General features: G+C 68.0%; 19 protein-coding genes. 15 read left to right on the top strand and 4 right to left on the bottom strand.

The genetic code is table 11. The features are described from left to right. Nucleotides 1-110: 110 nt before the first annotated feature. The 9 genes from VKA86_03755 (at nucleotide 111) to VKA86_03715 (ending at nucleotide 11,994) form a co-directional block, all read left to right on the top strand. Entirely contained in the window at nucleotides 111-1,490 is a 1,380-nt protein-coding gene (locus tag VKA86_03755) for an MmgE/PrpD family protein (protein ID HKK70307.1), read from the top strand. Further along, nucleotides 1,487-3,439, top strand: a complete 1,953-nt coding sequence (lysF, locus tag VKA86_03750) for a homoaconitase (protein HKK70306.1) — start codon at nucleotides 1,487-1,489, stop codon at nucleotides 3,437-3,439. Before VKA86_03755 ends, lysF begins: the two co-directional genes overlap by 4 nt. A 17-nt stretch (nucleotides 3,440-3,456) precedes the next feature. Next, nucleotides 3,457-4,644, top strand: coding sequence for an isocitrate/isopropylmalate family dehydrogenase (locus VKA86_03745; GenBank protein ID HKK70305.1), 1,188 nt, complete (start codon nucleotides 3,457-3,459; stop codon nucleotides 4,642-4,644). A gap of 217 nt (nucleotides 4,645-4,861) precedes the next feature. After that, nucleotides 4,862-5,314 (top strand): cytochrome c3 family protein, encoded by a 453-nt coding sequence (locus VKA86_03740; protein HKK70304.1) that lies wholly within the window; start codon nucleotides 4,862-4,864, stop codon nucleotides 5,312-5,314. A gap of 189 nt (nucleotides 5,315-5,503) precedes the next feature. After that, nucleotides 5,504-6,898: an efflux transporter outer membrane subunit gene (locus tag VKA86_03735; protein ID HKK70303.1), complete on the top strand. Its 1,395-nt coding sequence runs from the start codon at nucleotides 5,504-5,506 to the stop codon at nucleotides 6,896-6,898. Then, nucleotides 6,895-8,055 (top strand): efflux RND transporter periplasmic adaptor subunit, encoded by a 1,161-nt coding sequence (locus VKA86_03730; protein ID HKK70302.1) that lies wholly within the window; start codon nucleotides 6,895-6,897, stop codon nucleotides 8,053-8,055. The genes VKA86_03735 and VKA86_03730 overlap by 4 nt, the downstream gene beginning before the upstream one ends. Before the next feature lie 35 nt (nucleotides 8,056-8,090). Beyond that, the gene (locus VKA86_03725) at nucleotides 8,091-11,147 is read left to right on the top strand and encodes an efflux RND transporter permease subunit (protein HKK70301.1); all 3,057 of its coding nucleotides are present in this window, start codon (nucleotides 8,091-8,093) and stop codon (nucleotides 11,145-11,147) included. A gap of 56 nt (nucleotides 11,148-11,203) precedes the next feature. Then, nucleotides 11,204-11,713, top strand: a complete 510-nt coding sequence (locus tag VKA86_03720; GenBank protein ID HKK70300.1) for a hypothetical protein — start codon at nucleotides 11,204-11,206, stop codon at nucleotides 11,711-11,713. Beyond that, nucleotides 11,698-11,994: a hypothetical protein gene (locus VKA86_03715; protein ID HKK70299.1), complete on the top strand. Its 297-nt coding sequence runs from the start codon at nucleotides 11,698-11,700 to the stop codon at nucleotides 11,992-11,994. Before VKA86_03720 ends, VKA86_03715 begins: the two co-directional genes overlap by 16 nt. Nucleotides 11,995-12,128: 134 nt before the next feature. Here the strand turns inward: VKA86_03715 and VKA86_03710 are convergent, their stop codons facing one another. Both VKA86_03710 and VKA86_03705 read right to left on the bottom strand, forming a co-directional pair. Beyond that, complete coding sequence (locus VKA86_03710) at nucleotides 12,129-12,998, bottom strand: hypothetical protein (GenBank protein ID HKK70298.1); 870 nt, start codon at nucleotides 12,996-12,998, stop codon at nucleotides 12,129-12,131. A gap of 153 nt (nucleotides 12,999-13,151) precedes the next feature. Further along, a complete protein-coding gene (locus VKA86_03705; protein HKK70297.1) occupies nucleotides 13,152-13,673 on the bottom strand; it encodes a GNAT family N-acetyltransferase in 522 nt (173 codons plus the stop codon). 188 nt (nucleotides 13,674-13,861) lie between these two features. Here VKA86_03705 and VKA86_03700 point away from each other — a divergent pair, with 188 nt between their 5' ends. From VKA86_03700 to VKA86_03690, 3 genes are all read left to right on the top strand, one after another. Then, nucleotides 13,862-14,326, top strand: a complete 465-nt coding sequence (locus VKA86_03700) for a hypothetical protein (protein HKK70296.1) — start codon at nucleotides 13,862-13,864, stop codon at nucleotides 14,324-14,326. 327 nt (nucleotides 14,327-14,653) lie between these two features. Continuing rightward, nucleotides 14,654-15,085 carry a peptidylprolyl isomerase gene (locus VKA86_03695; GenBank protein ID HKK70295.1) on the top strand — a complete coding sequence of 144 codons (432 nt, stop codon included), beginning with the start codon at nucleotides 14,654-14,656 and terminating at the stop codon, nucleotides 15,083-15,085. Nucleotides 15,086-15,227: 142 nt separating this feature from the next. Next, entirely contained in the window at nucleotides 15,228-17,498 is a 2,271-nt protein-coding gene (locus VKA86_03690) for a CDC48 family AAA ATPase (protein HKK70294.1), read from the top strand. Between the two features lie 5 nt (nucleotides 17,499-17,503). Here the strand turns inward: VKA86_03690 and VKA86_03685 are convergent, their stop codons facing one another. Continuing rightward, nucleotides 17,504-19,936, bottom strand: coding sequence for a hypothetical protein (locus VKA86_03685; GenBank protein ID HKK70293.1), 2,433 nt, complete (start codon nucleotides 19,934-19,936; stop codon nucleotides 17,504-17,506). A gap of 377 nt (nucleotides 19,937-20,313) precedes the next feature. Between VKA86_03685 and VKA86_03680 the strand changes: the two genes are divergently transcribed. Next, nucleotides 20,314-20,838 carry a cytochrome P460 family protein gene (locus tag VKA86_03680; protein HKK70292.1) on the top strand — a complete coding sequence of 175 codons (525 nt, stop codon included), beginning with the start codon at nucleotides 20,314-20,316 and terminating at the stop codon, nucleotides 20,836-20,838. A gap of 79 nt (nucleotides 20,839-20,917) precedes the next feature. Further along, a complete protein-coding gene (locus VKA86_03675) occupies nucleotides 20,918-21,877 on the top strand; it encodes a plastocyanin/azurin family copper-binding protein (protein HKK70291.1) in 960 nt (319 codons plus the stop codon). A 36-nt stretch (nucleotides 21,878-21,913) separates the two neighbouring features. On the opposite strand, the gene VKA86_03670 is transcribed toward VKA86_03675, so the two are convergent. Continuing rightward, entirely contained in the window at nucleotides 21,914-22,879 is a 966-nt protein-coding gene (locus VKA86_03670) for a glycosyltransferase (GenBank protein HKK70290.1), read from the bottom strand. Between the two features lie 229 nt (nucleotides 22,880-23,108). Between VKA86_03670 and pepT the strand changes: the two genes are divergently transcribed. Continuing rightward, complete coding sequence (gene pepT, locus VKA86_03665; GenBank protein ID HKK70289.1) at nucleotides 23,109-24,368, top strand: peptidase T; 1,260 nt, start codon at nucleotides 23,109-23,111, stop codon at nucleotides 24,366-24,368. The last annotated feature ends 80 nt before the right edge of the window (nucleotides 24,369-24,448 follow it).

The raw sequence follows: 24,448 nt of genomic DNA, 5'->3' as shown, positions 1-24,448 counted from the left end.
CACGCTGGGTCTCATCTCCGAATCCGACGGACCGGGGGCGTCGTGGCGATCGCCTCCGTGTCCGGCTCCTCTGCGTACGTCCGGCCGCGTTCCGGACGGAAGGGTTCGCAATGTCCGACACCGTCACCGCGACCATGGCCCGGTGGGCTGCCGGCCTGCGCTTCGACGACATTCCACCCGAGGTCCTGCACCAGGCCAAGCGCTTCCTCCTGGATTCGGTGGGGTGCGCGTTCGGTGGATTCCTGCAGGAGGACTGCGGGATCGCATTGGATGTGCTCGCCGAGTGCGCGGGCACCGGTGAGTGCACCGTCCTGGCCAGTGGCGAGAAGGCCGATCCCGTGTCGGCCACACTCGCGAACGCGTTGATGATCCGTTCCATGGACTACAACGACATCTACTGGCGGCAGGATCCGGTGCATCCGAGCGACGTGATCCCGGCCGCCATGGCCGCCTGCGAACGTCAGGACCTCGATGCACGCGATCTGCTGCTGGGAGTGGTGCTGGGTCACGAGTTCGAGATGCGGCTGGCCGAGGCCGCCTTTCCCGGGATCAGGGAACGCGGTTGGCACCACGCCACCCTGACGGCCGTCGTCTCCCCGATCGTAGCGGGCCGGTTGCTGGGACTCGACACCGAGCGCATCCAGCACGCCATCGGCATCGCGGCGTCGCACAACGCGACCTTCGGAGCGGTCACGGCGGGCGAACTGACCATGACGAAGAATTCGGTCGACCCGATGGCCACCCAGTCGGGAATGACGGCCGCGCTGCTGGCCGAGCGGGGGTACACCGGCCCGCGGCACGTGATCGACGGCAAGGAGGGGTTGGTGCACTGCCTGGGACCGGAGTGGGATCTCGACGTGCTGACCGACGGACTGGGCGAGACCTGGCGGATCGAACGATGTGGCATGAAGGCCTTTCCGACCGAGGCGCTCACCCACGCGCCGATCTCGGCCACGCTCGACATCGTCCGCGACAACGATCTCGCACCCGACGAGATCGAGAGCGTTCTGGTCCGAACGACGGCGCGCGCCGCGGACATCCTCGCCGATCCCAGCAAGTACGATCCGCAGAGCAAGGAGACGGCCGACCACTCGTTGCCCTACGTGATCGCAGCCGTCCTCGTGGACCGGAACGTCACCCCGGCGCAGTTCACGCCCGAGAGGATCGCCGATCCGGTGTTGCGGGCGCAGCTGGGCAAGGTGGAGGTCATGCCCGATCCCGACGTCGAGGCCGTGTTCCCCGAGCTCCAGCAGGCGGTCGTGAGGATCCGGACCAAGGACGGGCGCGAGTTCTCCGAGAAGCTGGACCACCCGAAGGGTGATCCTCGCAATCCCCTGAGCGATCACGAGATCGAGGCCAAGTTCGACGCCCTGTCCGATCCCGTCCTCAGTGAGATCGCCCGGAAGCGAGTGAAGGAGACGGTCTGGATGCTCGACGACTTCGGCTCGGCGCGGAACTTCATGTCCCTTTGTCAGAGGGACCGGTCGTGAACACCGTCGGCGGCCAGACCCTGGCCGAGAAGATCGTCCAGGCGCACATGACGCGCGGACCGCGGCGCCGGATCCGTGCCGGCGACGTCGTCGGTCTGTGTCCCCGGCACGTCCTCACCCACGACAACACGGCCGCGGTCATCGAGAAGTTCCGTGCGATCGGCGTGGGCAGGATCCACGACCCGACCCAGCCCGTGTTCGCGCTCGACCACGACGTCCAGAACCGCAGCGAGGCCAACCAGCGCAGGTACGCTTCGATCGAGGGCTTCGCGCGCGGCCACGGCGTGGACTTCTACCCCGCCGGCACCGGCATCGGCCATCAGATCATGGTGTCGCGCGGCTACGTGGTTCCGGGATCGTTGTGTGTGGCCAGCGATTCCCACGCCACCACGTACGGTGCACTGGGTGCTCTGGGCACGCCGATCGTCCGCACCGACGCCGCGGCGGTCTGGAGCACCGGTACGTTCTGGTGGCAGGTGCCGCGGACCCTGCGGGTGGAACTTCGTGGAGAACTGGCCACGGGAGTGGCGGGCAAGGACGTGATCCTGGCCCTGTGCGGCATGTTCGCGGCCGGTGAGGTGCTGAACGCGGTCGTCGAGTTCACCGGCGACGGCGTCGCCTCGCTCGGCATGGACGCGCGGCTGAGCATCGCCAACATGACCACCGAGTGGGGTGGGCTGGCGGGAATCTTCCCCGTGGACGAGGTGACCGTCGACCACATGCGTCGAGTGCGCAACGCCCTGGCCGCGTGTGGGGAACAGCGTTTCTGCGAGGCCGATCTGATGCACTGGTCCACCGACCCTCCGGCTGCCGACCCCGATGCGGTCTACGCCGGTCGCATCGAGTTCGATCTCTCGACCCTGCGGCCCGTGGTCGCAGGTCCCGACAGCGTCCGCGCCCTGGCCACGGTGGCCGAGGTCGGTGCGCGACACACGAAGATCGACAAGGCCTATCTGCTGGGTTGCGTGAACGGGAGGCTCGAGGACCTGCAGGCCGCGGCACGTGTTCTGAGGGGGCGTCACGTGCACGACGGGGTGTCGTTCTACGTGGCGGCCGCGAGTGCCGACGTGCAGGCGGCGGCCGAGGCCGACGGGACCTGGCAGACGCTGCTCGACGCGGGCGCCCACGCGTTGCCGCCGGGTTGTGGGCCGTGCATCGGTCTGGGCGAGGGATCGCTCGAGCCGGGCGAGGTCGCGATCAGCGCGACCAATCGCAATTTTCCAGGACGCATGGGTTCGCGCGACGCGAGGGCCTTTCTGGCCGGTCCCGCCGTCGTGGCGGCCTCGGCGCTCGAGGGCGAGATCACCGCGCCGTCGGGCGTGCGGACCGAGGGGCCGGTGGCGACGGCCCGGTTCGAATGCGGTGTGGAGACCGACGCCGCGCTCGTCGAACCGGTCGAGATCCTCGAGGGCTTTCCCGAGCGCATCGAGGGTCGTGCGATCGTCGTGCCCGCCGACGACCTCGACACCGACGCCATGTACGGAAAGGACCACACCTACCGTGACCTGAGCGCCGGGGAGATGGCCCGTGTGGTCCTGGAGAACCACGACCCCGACTTCGCCTCGATCGTTCGCGAGGGCGACGTCCTGGTCGGTGGATTCGGCTTCGGCACCGGCAGCAGCCGCGAACAGGCCGCCACCGCACTCACCGCAGCCGGGATCCGGTTGGTCATCGCTGGGAGCTTTGCGCAGACCTTCCTGCGCAACGCGTACAACAACGGCCTTCCCTGCATCACGTGCCCCGAGTTCGTCGAGTCCATCCGCTCGGTGCGCTCCGCACAGGACCTCCGCACCGTCGTCGCCCCGGCGACGGTGACCGTCGACTTCGTGGCCGGCGTCGTCCGCTACGACGGTCGCGAGTATCCCTTCCCACCGATGGGCGAGCTTCCCCAGTCGCTGGTGGCAGCGGGAGGAATCGAATCCATGATCCGGCGCGAACTGAAGTTCTGACGAGGAGGTTCGCGGTCATGGCCAGGCACACCGTCGTCACCATGCCCGGGGACGGGATCGGTGCCATCGTCCTGCCCGAAGCGGTCCGCGTCCTCGAGAAAGTGGGCTTCGACGCCGACTACCTCCACGCCGACATCGGCTGGGAGTGCTGGAGGCGCACCGGCGATCCGCTGCCCGACGCGACGATCGCTCTCCTGGAACGCCACCGGCTCGGCCTCTTCGGTGCGATCACGAGCAAACCGAAGAAGGAAGCCGCCGAGGATCTCGACGCGGATCTGCGCGACCACGGCTTCGACTACTCCAGTCCGATCGTCGGCCTGCGGCAGCACTTCGACCTCGACGTCTGCATCCGCCCGTGCCGTAGCTTCGCCGGCAATCCACTGAACTTCGTCCGCCGCGGGAGTGCCGAGCCGATCGACGAACCCATGATCGACGTGGTGATCTTCCGTCAGAACACCGAGGGCCTGTACGCCGGCATCGAATGGACCGATCCCCCGCAGGCGGTGCGCGATGCCCTGTCCCTGCATCCGAATTGGCGACGCTTCGCCGAGACACCGGAAGAGGATCTGGCCGTCTCCGTTCGCCTGTTCACGCGCCGCGCCGTGCGCCGGATCCTGACCGCCGCCTTCGGCTACGCGCGTGAGCACGGGTACCGCTCGGTGACCGTGTGCGAGAAGCCGAACGTGCTGCGCGAGACCGGCGGCATGATGGTGGAAGAAGCCGGGAAGGTGCACGCCGACTTCCCCGAGATCGAGCTCCGGAGTACGAACGTCGACGCGCAGATGATGTGGCTGACCCGGAACCCCGAGGACTACGGGGTGGTCGTGGCCGGCAACCTTTTCGGCGACATCGTCAGCGATGCCTTTGCCGGGCTGGTGGGGGGGCTGGGCTTCGCGGGTTCGGGGAACATCGGCGACGACGTGGCGGTGTTCGAGCCCACGCACGGTTCGGCGCCCCGGTACGCCGAGCTCGAGCCGAGCATCGTGAATCCCATTGCCATGATCCTGTCGGCGGCGATGCTGCTCGACCACGTCGGCGAGACCAGACGGGCCGAGGCGGTGCGCCGCGCCGTCGGCGACGTCGTGGTCGAGGGCAGGGTCCGCACCTACGACATGATGCGTCTGCCGGGAGGCCCCGATGTGGTGGGACGGGGCGCGGCGACCACCCAGCAGGTCACCGACGCGATCCTGGCGCGACTCCGGTGACGATCGGAGACCGGGCGCACTTCACGGAATCCTGACGTTATGTCGGAATCTTCCCGTGTCACTTCCGTGCGGATCACCGAATCGGTACAGCCTCACTCTAGGAATTTCACGATCTGAGCGTAGGCTCAACGAGGATCGCGGCGTTGGTCGGGAAGATTTTGATCACCGTTTTCATCTCGCACCCGCGACCCTCTTTCCGAACTCGGAGGAACCAACCATGATCGATTCCAGAGGTATCCGCACCGCGGCTTTCGCATGTCTCGCCGTCGCCGCCGTGTTCGCCCTCGTCTGGGGCGCGACCTACGTGCCGGCCAATGCTGCCGAAGAAGAAGAGGGCGGTCTGCCGGACGTCATGACCCTCGACGGCTGTGGCGAGAAGAAGGGGCTCGTGGAGTTCCCGCACACGGCCCACTTCGAAGTCAGCGACTGCGTCACCTGCCACCACACGACCGAAGGCCTGACGCTCGAGAACGTCGCCGAGACCGAGGTCGAGACCTGCGTGTCGTGCCACTTCGAGCCCGCCGGGGACGGTGTGCCCGACTGCTCGTCGATGAGTCTCAAGAAGAACGCCTACCACATCAGCTGTGTGGGTTGCCACAAGGACATGGACACGGGCGAAGAGGCTTACGCCGCGCCGACGCGTTGCAACGACTGCCACGCGAAGGACTGAGTGAACGACGCGGTCCGGGCCGTCGCCCCGGTTCCGCCGAGTCCGAAAGAGACGCCCGGTCGCCGTGAGGTGGCCGGGTGTTCTCGTTGGCGGCGGGGTCACGGTCCGAGTCGTGTCGGATATGACGAACGCGCACTTCCCGCTATGATGTGCGGGTCGCACTCTCCCGTCCCCGGCCGAATGCCGACGATGCCTTCCCGCGCCCCGCGCCGCACCACCGCACTGCTGTGGATCGCCCTCCTGGCTGCGTGCGGACCCTCGCCGACGCCCGTCGACACCGGCGTGAGCGCCCCCGAGCGCTTCGCGCGGACCGGCGCGGAGCCCCCTTCCGCCCGCTGGTGGACCGACTTCGGAGCCACGGCCCTCGACTCGCTGGTCGACAGCGCTCTCGAATCGAACCTCGACGTCCGGACTGCACGGGAACGGATTCGCGAGGCCGATGCCGTTCTGGGAATCGAATCCGCCCGGCGTCTTCCCTCGCTGGACGCCACCGCGACGGGTGAGCTGCGCGAAGGCGAGGGATTCGTCTTCGGCGAGGAGATGTCGCTCGGTCTCCGATCGAGCTACGAACTCGATCTCTTCGGTGCGGTCGACGCCTCGGTCGAGGCCGATCGCTTCCGCGCGGCCGCCGTCCGGGCCGACCTGCGCGCGGTGGAACACGTCGTGGCGGCGGAGGTCGCGTCGACGTGGTGTCGCGTGGTGGAGGCCCGCAGTCAGGTGGATCTCCTGCGTCGGCAGGAGGAGACGAACGTCGCCGTGCTGGAGTTGCTCGGGGCTCGCTTCGGCAGCGGCCGGATCCGTAGCGTGGACGTCCTGCGCCAACGTCAGCTCGTGGAGTCCACGCGGGAGCGGATCCATGAGGCCGAGGGTCGCCTGCGCACGTCGGAGCATGCGCTCGCGGTGCTGCTCGGACGGCCGGCCGGCAGTGCGATGGCAACGGGAACGGTCGAGCTGCCGGCTCTGCCACCGCTCCCGGCCACGGGCGTTCCGGCCGCGCTGGTCGAGCGCCGGCCCGACGTGCGCCGCGCCTGGTTCGACGTGCAGGCGGCCGATCGCGATCTCGCCACGGCGATCCGTGAGCGGTATCCCCGGATCGATCTCACCGCTTCGATCACCACGACTGCATCGGAGCCGTCCGGTCTGTTCGAAGACTGGATCGCGCGGCTCGCGGGGGACCTGTTGGCGCCGATCTTCCGCGGTGGGGCGCTCCGAGCCGAGGTCGAGCGGACCGATGCCGTCCGCGCCCAACGCCTGTTCGACTACGTTCAGGCCGTTCTCGAGGCCTTCCGCGAGGTCGAGGACGCGCTGGTCCTCGAGCAGAAGCAGTCGGAGCGGATCCGCAGCCTCGACCGGCAGATCGAACTGGCCGTGCAGTCCTACGAGCAGCTGCGCAGCCAGTACCTGAACGGTCTCGGCGGCTATCTCGACGTCCTCACGGCCCTGACCGAGACGCAGGAGCTCCGCCGGGCCCGACTGGCCGTGCAGCGCGCACGTCTGGAGACGCGCATCGCCCTGTACCGCGCGCTCGCGGGGCCCATCCACGATCCACGAGTTCCCGACGCCCAGGAAGGGCAGAGCCGATGAAGAGGACCCTGATCATCTGCGTGGCGATCGTCGCGGCGGGGGCCGGTGCGATTGCCATCCTCTTCGCCACCGAACCCGAGGCGAAGCGCGAAGGAGCCACGAAGCAGACGGCGATGCTCGTCGATCTGCTCGAGGTCCGTCGGGGGACCTATCGCCCCACGGTCGTGGTCACCGGGGTGGTCGAGCCGGCGCGCGACGTCGTGGCGGCCCCGCGGATCGAGGGGCAGATCGTGGAGGTCGCACCGTCGTTCGAGCCCGGGGGCTTCATCGACGCGGGCGAGTTGCTCGTGCGCATCGATCCCAGCGACTACCGCAACCAGGTGCGGCAGCGGCGTAGCGATCTGGCGCAGGCCCAGGCGGACCTCGACGTCGAGATGGGGCGGCAGAACGTGGCGCGCCAGGACTACGAGCTGCTCGACACCGAACTCGAGCCCGGCAACGAGGCGCTGGTGCTGCGCGAGCCCCAGCTCGAGACCGCGCGCGCCCGGGTCGAGGCCGCGCGCGCGGCGCTGGAACAGGCCGAGCTGGAACTCGAGCGCACCACGGTGCTCGCGCCCTTCGACGCCCACGTGCTCGAGCGCACCGCCGACCTCGGGTCCCACGTGCGGCCGGGCGACACCCTGGCGCGGTTGGTGGGTGTCGACACCTACTGGGTCGTCGTGGCCGTTCCCGTGCCGAAGCTCGACTGGCTGCGCTTCCCCGAGGACGGCGAAGCCGGGGCGCGGGTACGGGTGCGCAATCGCACCGCGTGGCCCGAGGGCGCGTTCCGCGAAGGCCGTCTGCATCGGCTGATCGGCTCGCTGGAGGGCCGCACGCGTCTCGCGCGGGTGCTGGTGACGGTCGACGACCCACTCGTGCGCGAAGACGGCGACGCGGATCGTCGGCCGCTGATCCTCGGCTCCTTCGTCGAGGCACGGATCGAGGGCCGGCCCGTCGAGGGAGCGGTCCGTCTTCCGCGCGAGTACCTGCGCGCGGACGACACCGTGTGGGTGATGCAGGACGGAGCACTCGACGTCCGTGACGTCCGGATCGAGGTGCGCGACCAGCAGTACGTCTACGTGAGCGAAGGACTCGAGGACGGAGACCGGGTGGTCACCACGAATCTCACCACCGTCGTCGACGGGGCCCCGCTGCGCACCGCCGAGGAGTCGTCGTGAGCGACGACCGCATCGCGCCCGGGCCGATCGCGTGGATGGCGCGCAATTCCATCGCCGCCAACCTGCTCATGATCGTTCTCCTGGCCGGGGGGTTCTGGACCGCGCAGCGGATCCAGAAGGAGGTCTTCCCGCAGTTCCAGCTCGACGTGGTCGAGGTGAGCGTCGTGTATCCGGGTTCGGCGCCGGCCGAGGTCGAGCAGGGCATCCTGCAGCCGGTCGAGGAGGCCGTGCGCGGAGTGCAAGGGATCAAGGAGATCACCTCGACCGCGCGCGAGGGGTCGGGGTCGGTGTCGATCGAACTCGTGTCGGGCGCCGACCGCATGAAGGCCTTCCAGGACATCGACCAGGCCGTCACCCGGATCCGTACCTTCCCCGACGACATCGAGGAGCCGGAGGTCCGGCTGCAGGCCGAGCAGCGCGACGTCATGGAGATCGGTCTGTACGGCGACGTCGACATCTGGACGCTGCGCAAGCTCGCCGAGAGACTGCGCACGCTCCTGCTGAGCGACCCGGCGATCACGCAGGTCGAGATCGGCAACGTTCCCGACTACATGACGCACGTCGAGATCCCACTGCACACGCTGCGCGAGTACGGTCTCACGCTGGGCGACGTGGCGCGACTGATCGCCGAGTCGAGCGAGGACGTGCCGGCCGGCTCGGTGGAGACGGCGAGTGGCGAGATCCTGCTGCGCGTGAAGGAACGCAAGCAGTGGGCCGAGGAACTCGGACGCATCGAGGTGGTCACGGCGGCCGGCGGGGCGTCCGTCACGCTCGCCGATCTCGCTTCGATCCACGACGGCTTCGAGGAGACGGGCTTCCACGGCCAGTTCGACCAGCAGCCCTCGGTGGAACTGCAGATCTACCGGATCGGCCAGCAGTCGCCGCTGGACATCGCCGAGGCGGTCGAACGCGTCCTCGCCGACTTCGAGACCACGCTGCCGCCCGGTGTGGACACCCGGATCGACAGCAACGCCGCCGACGACTACCGCGAACGCCTGGGTCTGCTGATCGAGAACGGCATCCTGGCCGTGATCATCGTGGTCACGATCCTGGCCGTGTTCCTCGAGGTGCGGCTGGCCTTCTGGGTGATGATGGGCATGGTGATCTCGTTCGTCGGCGGGATCCTCTTCCTGCCGATGGTCGGGGTCAGCATCAACATGATCTCGATGTTCGCCTTCCTCGTGGTGCTCGGGATCGTCGTCGACGACGCGATCGTGGTGGGCGAGAACGTCTTCGAGTACCGGCGCCGTGGCATGGGCCACCTCGAGGCGGCCGTGGCCGGGGCCCGCGACATCGCCCGCCCGGTGACCTTCAGCATCATCACCACCGTGATCGCCTTCGTACCGCTGCTGTTCATCCCCGGAACCACGGGCAAGTTCTGGTGGCCGCTGCCGGCGGTGGTGATCACGGTCCTGCTGGTGTCGTTGTTCGAGGCCCTGTTCATCCTGCCCGCGCACCTGGCCCACACGCGCAGCGGGGGCCAGGACAATCCGGTCGCGCGCGGAGTCGGGCGCTGGCAGCGCGCCTTCGCCCAGTGGGCCGAGCGGATGGTCGACACGCACTTCCGCCGTGTCCTCGACGTGAGTCTTCGCAATCGCTACGTGACCTTCGTCACCGCGGTCACATTGCTGGCCGTGGTGGGCGGCTACGGCTACAGCGACCACATGGGCATCATCATGATGCCCGAGGTGGCCGCCGACGAGATCGAAGCGGGGGTCTCGCTACCGGTCGGCACGACCACGGACCAGGCCGCGCGTGTGGCCGAGGAAGTGACCGCGTCCACCCGCCGCATGTTCGACGAGCACGACCTGTACGAGGTGGCCGAGGGGATCAAGACGAACGTGCGCGGGCAGAACTTCATCGACGTGGAGATCGTGATGAAGCCGCCCGATCAGCGCGACATGACGGCGGGCGAGGTCATCGAACTGTGGCGCGAGGAGATCGGCGACATCGAAGGGGTGGACCAGATCACCTTCGAGGCCGAGCGCGGTCCCGGCGGATGGCAGCAGGACATCAGCGTGGACCTCAGCCACAACGACGTCGAGGTGCTCGCCGCCGCGAGCCAGGACTTCCTCGAGACCATGGAGGAGTTCGAGGCCACGCGCGACGTCAACGACAACTACGACAAGGGCAAGGAACAGTTCGACTTCCGGCTGCGGCCCGAGGCGCGGACCCTGGGCCTGACCTCGGCCGAGGTCGGACGCCAGGTGCGCGACGCCTTCTACGGGGCGCTCGCCATGCGGCAGTTACGCGAGACGAACGAGGTCGAGGTGCGCGTGAAGCTGCCCCAGGAGGAACGCAAGAAGCTCGAACGCCTCGAGGACTTCGTCGTGCGCACGGCGGACGGCACCGAGGTTCCGCTGCTCGACGTGGTCAGCGTGCGCCGGACCGAGGCCTTCACCAGCATCGATCGTCGCGACGGTCGGCGCATCGTGACCGTCGGCATGGACGTCGAGCCCAAGAGCGCGATCAGCCGCGTGATCTCGGCCATCGATCGCGACGTGTTGCCGGCGCTGCGGGCGGATCATCCGGGGATCACCTGGAGCTTCCAGGGCAGCCAGGCGGAGATGCGCGAGTCCACGCAGGCCCTGTGGGGAGGCTTCGGGCTGGCCATGTTCGTGGTGTACGCCCTGCTGGCCGTCGCCTTCGGCAGCTACCTGCAGCCTCTGATCGTGATGATCGCCATTCCCTTCGGGATCGTGGGCGCGGTGGTGGGCCACATCCTGCTCGGCTTCGACCTGTCGCTGATCAGCCTCATGGGAATCATCGCGCTGGCCGGCGTGGTGGTGAACGACTCGCTGATCATGATCGACTACGCGAACAAACAGCGGCGCGAGCACGGCGCCTTCGACGCCATCCATGCGGCGGGCATGCGGCGTTTCCGGCCGATCATGCTCACCACGGTGACCACCTTCGGAGGACTGACGCCGATCATCCTCGAGACCTCGCGGCAGGCGACGTACCTGATCCCGATGGCGATCTCGCTGGGCTTCGGGATCGTCTTCGCCACGGCGATCATCCTGGTGATCGTGCCGTGCCTGTACATGATCCTCGAGGACGTGATGCAGAAGGTGCGGCCCGTCGCGGGGTGACCTGGGTCGGATTCGTGGTAGGATCGTGTTCTGCTTCGTCCCCCGAGTGCTGTCACATGGTCTCGAGATTCGTGGTTCTGGCCCTCTGTGTCCTCGTCGGCGTGCCTGCGGGTGCGCAGGTCGAATACCTGGACAACGGTGTCGTCCGCGTGGGCGCCGACCTCTCGCGCGGGGGTGCCATCTCGCACCTCGGCGAGAGCGGATCGTCGCGCAACGTGGTGAACATCCGCGACCTGGGCCGTTACGTGCAGCAGTCCTACTACTCGGGGCCCGATCCCTACCTGCCCGACGGTACGCGCCAACATCCGGCCTACGCGGGATGGGGCTGGAATCCCGTGCAGGCGGGTTCGGTGTACCGGAACGCGTCGACCACGCTGGAGCCGTGGACCCGCAACGACACCCTGTACGTGAAGAGCGTGCCCAAGCAGTGGGCGCTCGACGACGTCGACACCGCCTGCACCATGGAACAGTGGATCACGCTCGAGGCCAACCGGGTGAACGTGCGCAACCGGTTGGTGAGCGCGCGGCCCGACACGACCGGCAGCACTGCGTGCCGCGCAACCTGAGCGACGACGCACCGCCCTACGGCGGGGCGTGGACCCTGCGTCTCGACGCGCCCGACCCGCAGGTGATCCTGCCGCCGGCGCACTGGAAGGCCGAGCTCGTTCCGGCGATCGAGATCCGGGCAGCGCACCGGACCGGCGACGATCGAGCGCAACTGTTCTTCGCCGCCCCGGGAGAGAGTTTCGGTAGTGGCCGGGCGATCGAGGTCCCGGTGATCGCCGATGGTGTCGCCCGCTCCTACACGGTCGACCTGTCGCGTCCGGGACCTATCTCGTGCGGGTAGGTGCGGACGAGGTCTCGCGGACGCGCAAGGTCGTGTTGCTGCGCTGAAGAGGATGCGTGAACGCGCGAAGGGCGCGTCCGCGGCCCGGGAATCGCCGATCCCGGGCCGCGTGACACGGGGCCGCGGCCCGGGGATCAGTCGATCGACGCCGAGGTGATCCCGCCACAGGGCAGCGTCTCGCTGCCGTCCGCCACGGGCACGCCGTTGTCGAGCATCTGCCACGACGCGCTGGGCGAGCCGTCGTAGGTGACGGCCACGGACCACTGGGCGAAGTCGAACGTGACGGTGCCGGTCGGGCAACCACCGGGCGTGGTGGGTGCATCCACGTTCATGTCCCAATCCATGGAGAAGTCGTAGGAGCTCGCTCCCTGTCCGGTGTCGGTCGACGTGCTCACGACCTGCGATCCGCTGCTGTCCACGCGGAGGATCGACGAGTCGAGGCCGGTCACGGTGGTCTGGGCGGTGTAGTCCATGTCGAGCGTGGTCGTCGTCGTGTTGCCACCCTGATCGGTGAAGCTGAGGTCGAAGCCGAACACGGCGTCGAGGTCGTAACTCATCGATGTGGTCGAGGCGTCGGGCTCCTGTTGGGGATTCGCCATGGCGTCGAGGAACCGAAGGGTCCCCGTCATGTCGATCGAGGACGACGACCCACCTTCGGCGAAGCTCTCGACGTAGGTGTAGTTCCACTGTCCGGACTGGTCGTCATAGGTCCTCGACTCGGTCGGGTCGTCGGCCGCTGCCTTCTCGAAGGGGAAGAAGCCTCCGCCGAATCCGGTGAGGGCGCTGCTCCCGTTGGTCGCCAGGTCCTGGACCGAGACGACCAGATCGGTCGCGAGCTCGACGGTGGTTCCGACCTGCTCCTCGGCGACACCCTGGGGGACGTCGGCGTCGTTGCCTCCGGTGGGACCGGTGCCACCGTCGTCGTCGTCACCGCAACCGGCGAGCAGGATCGTTCCACTCAGGAGAAGGGTCGCCGACAGCGACCCGAGCGTGCGCATGCGCATGGATTCCTCCGGGATCATGGGGTACGTCCACGGACCGGGACCGTCGTCGGGGCGCAAGGGTCCGTGGTGGTTCGGGAGCCTGGAACCTAGCACCAACCGTGCCGGGCGTCACCGCTCTGGATCCCGGCTCGGGATCGGTGGCAGCGGTACCCTTCAGGTGTGGATCTGGTCGGGGGTGGCCTCGAACACGACGAGATCGGCCCCGTAGACATGACGCATGCCGGCGCGGACGAAGCCGATCTTCTCGAGCACGCGGATCGAGGCTTCGTTGTCCTCGCGCGTGACCGCCACCAGGCGTTCGAGGCCGATCGTCTCGAATGCGTGCCGGGCGAGTGCACGGGCGCCCTCGGTGGCGTAGCCGCGGCCCCAGTGCTCGGGGAAGAGACGGTAGCCCAGTTCGATCTCCGGCCCGTTCTCGAGAGGGCTGAGCACGAACCATCCGACGACCTCGGACGTCCGTGTGGCCTCGGCGGGGAAGACGCCGAAGCGCGGATCCCTGGACTGCTCCTCGAGCAGCTCCGTGATTCTTCGTTCCGTCGCCTCACGGTCGTCGGGAGGGCGGATCTGACGCATGACCTTCGGATCGGCGTGTAGATGGACCATCCAGTCGACGTCGTCGGGCTGCAGACGGCGCAGACGCAAGCGGGATGTACGCAGGACGACGGACGGACGCATGGACACCACTCCCGACGCGGGCTGTCGAGCAGTCTAGCAGACGTTCGGCCGGAGCGAAGCCCCGCGATGGTCGTCCGCACCGGAGCCATTGACGAATTCGTTCGGTTCATCGGATGATCCCGTTCCGGGACTTCGATGTTCCCGAACGAAATCTCGCGCCCACCTGCGTGCTCGACCGGAGGTCTCCCGTGTCCGAAGCGAAGGAACCTCGTCCCGGAGCGGCCGGACCCGGCCGCCCGACTCCCGTGCACCTCTGGATCGTCGGTGTCCTCGCCCTGTTGTGGAACGGCTTCGGCGCCTACGACTACCTCATGATCCAGACCGGGAACGCGGCCTACACGGCCGAACTCACCGCGGAGCAACTCGCCTACTACGAGGGGTTCCCGGTCTGGGCCACGTCGGTCTGGGCGATCGCCATCTGGGGTGCCGTGCTCGGATCGGTGTTGTTGCTGCTTCGTAAGAAGCTCGCGGAGCCGGTGTTCCTGGTGGCATTGATCGCACTGCTGGTCAATACGGTCCGGACCTCGGTCAGCGGCGCATGGGAGCTCATGGGCGGATCCCAGATGATCGCCTTCAGCGCGGTGATCGTCGTGGTCGCGGTGTTCCTGTGGCTGTATGCACGGGCGATGCGGGTGCGTGGCGTGTTGCAGTGACACGATCGGAAGTCCGACACGGAGCACGCCGTCGGCCGGCTTCCCGGTCCGAGTTCCAGCTCCAGTCGCGTGGGCCGAACCGGAGAGCGCCGATGGCGGAGGTGTGATCTCGGGCTCGTTCGCGGATCCGACCACCGCCGCGCGAGTGCTCCCCGGCCTGGGGTCTTCCCCCATTCATCGCCCCCGGCCCTTCCGGACGAACTTCCGGGGTCGCCTTTACACGACGAACTCTCGTGTTACCCTGCCTGACCCGCAGCGGGTCCGTCCCCGGTCGATCCGCGGTCCCGGCGACCCGGACCCCCAGCACGCACGCGCATTGGAGACGCCATGGAACAGGTCAAGACGGGCGACACCGTCAGCATCCATTACACGGGAACGCTCGAGGACGGGACCGTCTTCGACAGCTCGCGCGAGCGCGACCCGCTGCAGTTCGAGGTGGGGTCGGGACAGATCATCCCGGGACTCGACAGCGCACTGCCGGGCATGAGCGAGGGCGAGACGAAGAAGGTCACGGTTCCGCCGGAGGAGGCCTACGGCCACATCAATCCGGACGCGAAGCAGGCCGTGCCGCGCAGCAACATCCCCGACGACATCCCGCTCGAGATCGGCACACCGCTCCAGGTGCAGACGCCCCAGGGGCAGACGGTGCCGGTGAAGGTCGACTCGGTCACCGACGACACGGTCGTGCTCGACGCCAACCATCCGCTGGCGGGCGAGACCTTGAACTTCGAGGTCGAAGTCGTGCAGATCGGGGAGTGACCGGGCGTCGCGCGCACCCCCCGGGGGGCCATGACGACAGAGGCGGGATTTCCCCGGACCCCTGATCCGGGTCGGATGGCGTACCTCTGCTGCGAAAGGTCGATGTTGTCGACCGTTACCGCGCAGCCCCAGGAGGTCCGCCATGTCCCCCCAGCAGACGCAGAACGCGATCCGTCTGAAGGTCGCGGAGATGCGCCAGAACGACGTCGGCAAGGGAATCGTCCGATTGGGACCCGAGAGCATGCGGGCACTCGGCCTCGAGCGCGGGGACGTGGTCGAGGTCGAGGGCAAGCATCTCACGGCCGCCACCGTCGTTCCGGTCGAGCAGGAGGACGTGGGACTCGAGATCGTGCGACTGGACGGTCTCACTCGGCACAACGTCGGTGTCGGCATCGGTGAGCATGTCGAGATCCGTGAGGCCGAGTGGAGTCCGGCTGCCCGTGTGGTCGTGGCGCCCGCCCAGAAGGGGCTGCGTGTGGCCGGCACGGGCGAGGCCCTACGCCCCACTCTGTTACACCGTCCCGTGCTGTCGGGCGACCTGGTGTCGACGAGCGTGTTCCGGCGACCACGGCAGAGCGTGGGCACCGACGGCTACCGGGACGACTTCTTCCGCGACTTCTTCGAATCGCCGGCCTTCGGTCTCATGGAGATCCGGCTGACCGTGGTTTCGACCAAGCCCCGCGGCGTGGTGCGCGTCACCCCGGAGACCGAGATCGAACTCGCGCCCGAGTACACCGAGGTGCGCGAGGACGAGGGCCACGTCATCACCTACGACGACATCGGCGGACTGGACCACGCCGTGGCCAAGGTCCGCGAGATGATCGAACTTCCGTTGCGGCACCCCGAGCTCTTCGACCGTCTCGGTATCGAACCTCCGCTGGGCGTTCTGCTGCACGGCCCACCCGGAACCGGCAAGACCCTGCTGGCCCGGGCCGTCGCCCACGAGACCGATTCCTACTTCGCCGTCGTCAACGGGCCCGAGATCATGGGCAAGCATTACGGCGAGTCGGAGGAACGACTGCGGCAGGTCTTCGAAGAGGCCGAGAAGAACGCCCCGGCGATCATCTTCATCGACGAACTGGACTCGATCGCCCCGAAACGGGGTGACGTGAGCGGGGAGACCGAGCGCCGGATCGTCGCCCAGCTGCTCACGCTGATGGACGGACTGAAGGCTCGACGCAACGTCGTGGTGATCGGGGCCACGAACCGCATCGACGCGGTCGACGAGGCCCTGCGTCGCCCGGGTCGCTTCGATCGTGAGATCGTGGCCGGGATTCCCGACCAGGACGGCCGATTCCAGATCCTGCAGATCCACACGCGCGGCATGCCTCTGCACGAGGACGTCGACCTCGAGGGGATCGCAGCCCGCACCCACGGTTACACGGGGTCGGATCTCAGCGCATTGGCCCGCGAGTCCGCCGTGGAGACGCTGCGCCGGATGCTTCCCGAACTCGATCTCGAGCAGAACACCATTCCGAGCGAGAAGCTCGAGCAGCTCGAGGTGACCAACGCCGATGTCGACGAGGCCTTCAAGGAGATCCAGCCCTCGGCGCTGCGCGAGGTCATGGTGGAGATCCCGCGTGTCACCTGGGAGGACGTCGGCGGGCTCGAGAACGTCAAGCGGGCGCTGAGCGAGATGGTCGAGCTGCCGCTGCAGGATCCGGGTGCGTTCCTGCGGTTGGGGATTCGCGCGCCGAAGGGGATCCTGTTGTACGGGCCGCCGGGCACGGGCAAGACGCTGGTGGCGAAGGCCGTCGCCAACCAGGCGGGGGCGAATTTCCTCGCCGCACGCGGCAGTTCGCTGCTGTCGAAGTGGTACGGCGAGTCCGAGAAGAAGATCGCAGAGCTCTTCCAGCGTGCGCGGCACGTGGCGCCAGCCGTGATCTTCTTCGACGAGCTCGACTCGCTGGCGCCGGTGCGTGGCGGGTCCTTGGGGGAGCCCGCGGTGACCGAGCGCGTGGTCAACCAGATTCTCAGCGAGCTCGACGGTGTCGAGGAACTTCAGGGCGTGTGCATCCTCGGCGCGACCAACCGCCCCGACCGGGTCGATCCGGCTCTGCTGCGCCCCGGCCGACTCGACGAGATGGTCTACGTTCCGATGCCCGACGCCGAGCAACGGCGCAAGATCTTCGAGGCGCAGCTGCGTGGCATGCACGTCGGCGACGACGTCGACCTGGATGATCTGACCACCCGTACGGCACGATTCAGTGGGGCCGACATCGCAGGCGTGTGCACCCGTGCCGGCATGCTGGCACTTCGTACCGATCCACGGGCCGAGCGTGTCGGCCACGAGGAATTCCTCGCCGCGATCGAGGAGACCGTGCCCTCGGTCACGGCCGAGACCGAGGCCCAGTACGAGCAGATGGCCAAACGGCTGAAACAGGACACGCTGCGGATCGGTTTCGAGCGCTAGGACGGCTACTCGTCGTTCAGTCCCCATCGCGTGAGCAGGATCCAATCCATGACCGCGTCGAACTCCGCACGCTCGAAGGTGAGGGGATTGAAGCCCCAGATGTAGTCCTCGGTGAGCAGCGTGCCGCCCTGCTTGGTGCGTTCGCGGAGGTACTGGGTGCTGGCGATGGCCACGGGAGCATGGGTGATCGTCGAAGTCGACCGGCGCGCGAGCGTCACCGCGGGGCAGTCGTCGACCAGCTGTCCCGATCCCGGGGGCGACTCGGTCAGGTTCACCAGTCGTTCCTGCACACCGACTCGATAGCGCTCGGGAAGGTCCTCCGGCTCCATCACCTCGGCATTGTCGACGTCCATCCGGGCCACGGCCAGGAACATCGGCGTCTGGCACTCGCGGGGACTCACCAGGACCGGCCGGTTGGCCGCGTTCACGTTGTAGAACTCCTCGGCGCCGAGCGCGGCGAGGTTCTGACGGTCGAGGAGCTGCGGGTCGACCGTCGTGTCGCCGGCGCGCAGACGGATCTCGGTCGGGCGAAGGTGGGTCACCTCCTGGACCGTCGGACGGAACTCGGAGACGAAGTCCGGGGAGACGCGCGCGTACGTGTAGCTCTCACACCCGATCCGGCGACGGCGCGGCGCGCCGTCGCGTTCGCCGTACACCCTGAACGGGCGCACCCAGTCGATCGTGTCGAGGCACCACGAGGTGTACGCATAGCGGAGTGTTCCCACGTTCACCGTGCGGCCCTCTGCATCGACGATCGTGCCCAGTCCGTTGTTGCCCCCGTCGGAGGTGTTCAGCACGAGCGGCATGGGGAAGTCGGTGAAGTCCGAGGTGTTCGTCTGCACCGATTGCATTGCTGCCGCCGGCCCGGCCAGCATGACGTTCCCCACGAACTTCTGGTAGACCTGCAACCAGTTGAAGCGGGCACCGCGTGGGTTCGGCGGTGCGAATCGGGTCGTCATGAACGATGACTGTCCCGTTCGGACCAACCAGATCACCGCGCGGTAGTCGTTGAGCAGCGAGAAGGTCAGACGGTTCGCGTCGGTGGCGGTGTCGATCATGTCGCTGGCCGAGGCGAATCCCTGGACGCGCAAGAGCGTACGGCGCCACTCCTCGTCCCACTGCTGGTCGATGCGGCGGATCGGGGTCGGGATCTCGCCGCCTCCGGTGTCGTCGTCCACCACCAGGAGCGGTCTCTGGTCCTTGCGGGCCTTGATCTGGATCACCTGGAACTGATAGCTGATCCGCGAGACCGATCCGGAGTTGTCGCGTACCTGCAGGACGAAGTTCGGAGATCCCTGCGAGAATCCGGTCGGCCGCCGCGCGGTGCGCCAGCTCGGTCCCCAGGGAACGGACCAGTTCGGGTCTTCCTCGTCGTTCGGGTCGACGACCCCGAACCCGTAGCGGAAGGCTTCGATCACGCCGCCGTAGCTCTCGGCTTCGGCTCGCCAGGAGAAGTCGAGGGGCTGGCCGGCCACGATGTCGAAGCGCAGCAGTGTCGAAGTTCCGGCGCCCACCGTGGTTCCCAGGTTGCTCTCGGTGACCGTGAGCAGGGGAAACTTGTTCCGTGTCGTCTTCACGTGGCGGACGTTCACGCCCCAGTCGAAGGTGGGGGTGACGGCTCCGGCCACGTCCCGGGCCTGCACCGCGAAGATGTACGAAGTGCCCACGGGTTGTTCGAGGATGCGATAGCGTTTGACCCGTCCGCTGTCCTGGCCGGCTTCGTAGGGAATCCACTCGCTCCAGGCGGTCTCGGGCGCCGAGGCCACTGGATTCGAGTCGCGGAACTGTGTGTCGGTGAGGCAGCGGTCGTCGGGTCCGCCGATCTCGATCAGCAGGTAACGCACCTCGGCCACTCCGCCGCGGGTGTCGTCCGGATCCTCGGCCGTCCAGCCGAACGACAGGGCCAGCGGGCCCTCGACGCACGACGGTGTCGCGGGGACGGTGGGCCGATCGATCTCGATCTTCGGGGCCAGCGTGGTGGCCGTGAAGCTGACGTGCGCAGGGCTGGGGTCCCGGCGACCGCGGTCGTCGACGGCGCGAACGAGGAAGGTGTGCGTCTGCCAGTAGCGGACGTCCTCGACGTCGTCGATACCGGGATTCTCGACGTCCGGTCCGAAGTCCGGGATGTCGGCTGACACGACGAAGGTCGAGTCGGTGGACTCGGTGTAGTTCCAGGTCCCGGTGGTGTCGCTGGGTGAGAGGATCCCGTCGGATCCGTTGTCGGTGATGATCCACTCGTAGCCGTCGACGGTGCCGTCGAGGTCGCTGCCCGACCAGAACAGGGTGATGCGGAAGGTCGATGCGCCGAGGTTGGGTGGCGTGGCCTCGACCTGCGTGTCGGGCGCGGAGTTCGGCACGCGTTCGCCGATGAGCGCTTCGTCGGCGCAGCCGGCCGCGAACAGCACGAGGGCGAGGGTGGAGGCGATGGCTCGGTGCATGGTGGCCGCCGGAGCGGGACGTCGATTCGGATCCGGGAACGGCGTGAATGTGCGTCCGCGATCCAGCGGGTGTCAACGGGATCGCGGGTAGGGGCGGCGTCCGTGCCTCCGGCGACAGACGGAGCTGTACGACGGTCCCCGGAGCCGCTGGCTTCGCGCGAAGTTCGGACCCGGACACCCGATCCGGGTTGCTCCTCCCATGGGCCCTCCCCCAGACGGGGAAGGGCAGTCCCCATGGAGTCGTGGGTCGGGCCCCCGCGCCCGAACCCGGGCGCACTCCCGCTGTCGACGACCCTCCGTCACGTCGAGACTCCCGTTCCGATCCGGTCGGCGCTTGCGACGCCGGCCCGACCCCTTCGAACGTGGGAGTCACGAACATGCGCATCACGTCGATCACCGTCACCGTGGGCCTCGGCCTCCTGCTGGCCGGAACGCTCATCGCGGTCGAACCGGGAGCTTCGGCTTCGGAGAGCCACGGAGGCTCGAGCTCGATGGCCCCGGAGCCGGCCGAGTTATGGAGCTGGCTGGACGACGCCGAGTACGAGCACTGGGCACCGTATCCCGGGCTGCCGGCGGGCTTCTACGAAGGGAGCCGGCCCCACGGTGCCCTGCTCAAGACCTACGTGAATCGGGTGGGTGCGGCGAACCCCGATGACCCACCGCACGGCACGATCATCGTCAAGGAGAACTACTCGCCCGAAGAGGAACTCGCGGCGATCACGGTGATGAAGCGAGTCGAGGGCTACGACACCGAACATCGCGACTGGTGGTACGCCAAGTACACCGCCGCCGGCGAGGTCGCCGAGCAGGGTGGGAACGAGGTGGCGGGACGGGTTCCGTCGTGTCGCTCTTGCCACGCCAATGCCGGCGGGAACGACTACGTATTCGCCAACGATGAGTGATTCCCGGCGGCGGCAGTGCGGTGTCCCTCGGTGTCCACGTTCGTCCCCGTCTCCACGGCGTTCGTGGAGGACACCCACCGTGTGGGCGTTCGCACTGTCCGCCGCCGCGGTCGCATGCGTGCTCTGGCCCGTCTCCGCGCCCGCCCGTGATGCGGCTCCGCGGGACACGGTCGTCGTCGAGATGACCGACACCCTCGAGTACGCGCCGGAGCACGCCACGGTCGCGGTCGGCGGTACCGTCCGTTGGGTCAATCCCGGGTCGGTACCGCACACCGTGACGGCCGACTCCTCGAAGGCAGCCGACCCCTCGCACGTGTCCCGGCCGCGCAACGCGCCGCCCTTCGACTCGGGCAACGTCGGGCCGGGAGAGAGCTACACGCGGACCTTCGAGGTGCCGGGCGACTACACCTACTTCTGCATTCCGCACGAACGGGCGGGGATGGTGGGAACGATCCGTGTGCTCGCCGAGGGCGAGGTCGCGTCGGACGCTCCGGTGGAGGGCGAGGCCGGCCAGGCCGACGAGGAAGGGCCGGCCTTCCACCTGGGCGCGCACGTGCCTCCACGGCACGACGAGGTCCGTTCCCCCGACACCTTCGGGCTCCGGGTGATTTCGTGGCTGGGGACCTTCCACCCGCCCGTCGTGCATTTTCCGATCGGCCTGCTCGTGGCCGCGGCTCTGGCGGAATTGCTCGCGATGAGCGGTCGGTGGCACGAGACGAGCCTGCACGCCGCACGCTTCTGCCTCTGGCTGGGCGCTGCGAGCGCAGTGGTGGCGGCCGTGCTCGGATGGTTCTTCGCCGGCTTCCGGATCACCGACGGCGCGTGGATGCTGACCGCACACCGGTGGGCGGGGACAGCGCTCGCCGTCGGGGCCGTCGTGGTCGTCGCGATGGGGGAGCGTGCGCGGCTCGCACGAACCGGTCCACGGGCGTATCGCGTGGCGTTGTTCGTGCTCGCGGTCGTCGTCCTGGCCACGGGGTTCGTCGGTGGCGCCATGATCTACGGCCTGTCCGCCCACGCGTGGCCGGGGTCGAGTTGAGCGAGTCGGCGATCGTACGGTACCGGGTGGGTGAGGTCAGCCGCGAAGATGCGTGCGGATGCGCGCGACCAGACGGTCGACGATCGGGAGCGTGGTCACGAGAGCCTTCAGCGATCTCCAGCTGCGCTGGTGACGGAATGCGTGACGGTAGTGTGCCCGCGCCTCCGGGAAACGGTACTGGTTGCTGAACGCCCACCCCGCCGAGAAATGATTGCTGCCGATACGTTGCCCGAGGTCGCGCCGGCTTCCGGGATCTGCCACGCGGTTCCTCTCACGCTCGAGAACGACGATTCTCGCCAGGGGATGGCGGGCCGAACTCTCCTGCATCAGGCCGTTCCGGTGGACCCGGTACCTGTGGAGCGGTTCGTCGAGGTGAAGGCACTGTGTGACGGCGGCCACCCGGAGCCAGAGGTCGAAGTCCTCGCTCGAATCGAGGGATTCGTCGAAGCCGCCGGCGTCGCGCAGAACCGAGCGGCGGATCGCGACACCGGACATTCCCACGAAGTTCGCTCGATGCAGGCCTCGGAGCATGCGCCCGGGGTCATAGCCACCTCCTTCGCGCGTACCCCCCTCGGCGACCCAGCGGAGCGTCCGGAAGCGGGCCAGGAACGAAGGCCGGACCACGTTTCCCGACGCGTCGATCACCTCGAAGTCGGTGAACACCATGCCCACGAGAGGTCGGGCGTCGAGGACGGTCATCTGCTTCGCGATCTTTCCGGGAAGCATGACGTCGTCGGCATCGCAGAAGAACACCACGTCGCCGCGGGCGTCGGCGACCCCGACGTTCCGTGGGCGCGAGGGGGCGCCACTCCTCGGAATCCGGTGGTGACGGACTCGTGGGTCGGAGCGGGCCTCGACCACCGCCCGTGGATCGTCGTCGGATCCGTCATCGACGACGATCACCTCGAGATCGTCGAACGACTGCGACAGGACGCTGTCGAGCGCTTCCCCGAGCGTGTCCGCAGCATTGTAGCAGGGGATGACGACACTGACGCGGGGCACGGTGCCCTTTCCCGGACGACGACAGGAGCGCTGTTGGCAGAGCGTGGCTCGCGGCGTCCTCGCTCGTGTCCATGATCATAAGCGATCGGGACGGTGCGCACCAAGCGATCGGCCGATCCACGGATCGTGGGGACGTGTCCAACGGAAACGTGATCCCGCCCGTGGACCCTCTGGAGATGCCCTCGCCGTCTGTCTACACTTCGCTCCGACCCAAACCGGAGCGCGAACCATGAGCCGAGTCTTCGACGACCCACGAGCTGTCCTCGATTCCACGGATCTGCTCGATCGCTTCCTGCGCTACGTGCGCATCGACACGCAGAGCGACGAGTCCAGCGACTCGTGTCCGAGCACCGCGAAACAGTTCGATCTCGCGCGGCTGCTCGAGGAAGAACTGCGGAGCCTGGGGCTCGACGACGTCGTCCTCGACGACAACGGCTACGTCACGGCGCGACTCCCGGGGACACGCGAGGGCCGGATCGGCCTGGTCGCGCACATGGACACCGCGCCGCAGTTCACCGGAACCGGCGTGGATCCGCAGTTGCACGAGGACTACAGCGGCGGACCGATCGAGATCGGCAACGGGCTGCGGCTGGATCCCGAGGACAACCCCGAACTCGAGCAGTGCATCGGTGACACCATCGTCACCACCGACGGAACCACCCTGCTCGGCGCCGACGACAAGGCCGGCGTGGCCGCGATCATGAGTCTGCTCGAGGTGTTGCAACAGAACCCGGAGATCGAGCGGCCCACGATCCTGGTCGGGTTCACGCCCGACGAGGAGATCGGGCGAGGGGCACACCGCTTCCCCTTCGAGCGCTTCGGCGTTCCCGCCGCCTTCACGGTCGACGGGGGCTTCCCGGGGGAGATGAACGTCGAGACCTTCAGTGCCGACAAGGCACGACTGACCTTCGAAGGCGTATCGGTCCACCCGGGACGCGCGTACGGCAAGATGGTGAACGCACTCACGTGGGCCGGCAAGTTCCTGGCACGGCTACCGCTCACCGAGGCACCCGAAGGGACCCGCGACCGCGAGGGCTTCTACCACCCACTCGCCGTGAGCGGCGACGCCGCAGCCTGCCATGTCGATCTCATCGTGCGGGACTTCGACGACGACACCCTGGCGGAGCGGGGCCGCCGTCTCATGACGATGGCCGAGGGGCTACGGGCCGAGGAGCCTCGGCTGAAGGTCGAGGTCGAGATCAGCGAGCAGTACCGGAACATGGCGAACGACCTCCGCGACCGTCCGGAGATCGGCGAGGTGCTCGAGCGGGCGATCGCGGCGACCGGGCTGCAGCCGCGGGTGGTTCCCATCCGGGGCGGGACGGATGGCTCGCAGCTCACGGCGAAGGGGTTGCCGACTCCGAACCTCTTCGCCGGCGGTGTGAACTTCCACGGTCCCCAGGAATGGATCAGTACGCGGGCCCTGGGTCTCACGACCTGCGCCCTGCTCAACCTGGTCCAGATGTGGGGGCAGCCGGCAAGGGTCTAGCCGCGCTTCGGCGTTGCGCCGATCGGGGGCCGGACCTACACTTCGCCGTCTTGCCGTTCCCCCTCGATCTCTTCAAGGAG

This window comes from Candidatus Krumholzibacteriia bacterium (assembly GCA_035268685.1).
Lineage (GTDB): Bacteria > Krumholzibacteriota > Krumholzibacteriia > JAJRXK01 > JAJRXK01 > JAJRXK01.
This window is presented reverse-complemented; position numbering and strand designations above follow the sequence as displayed.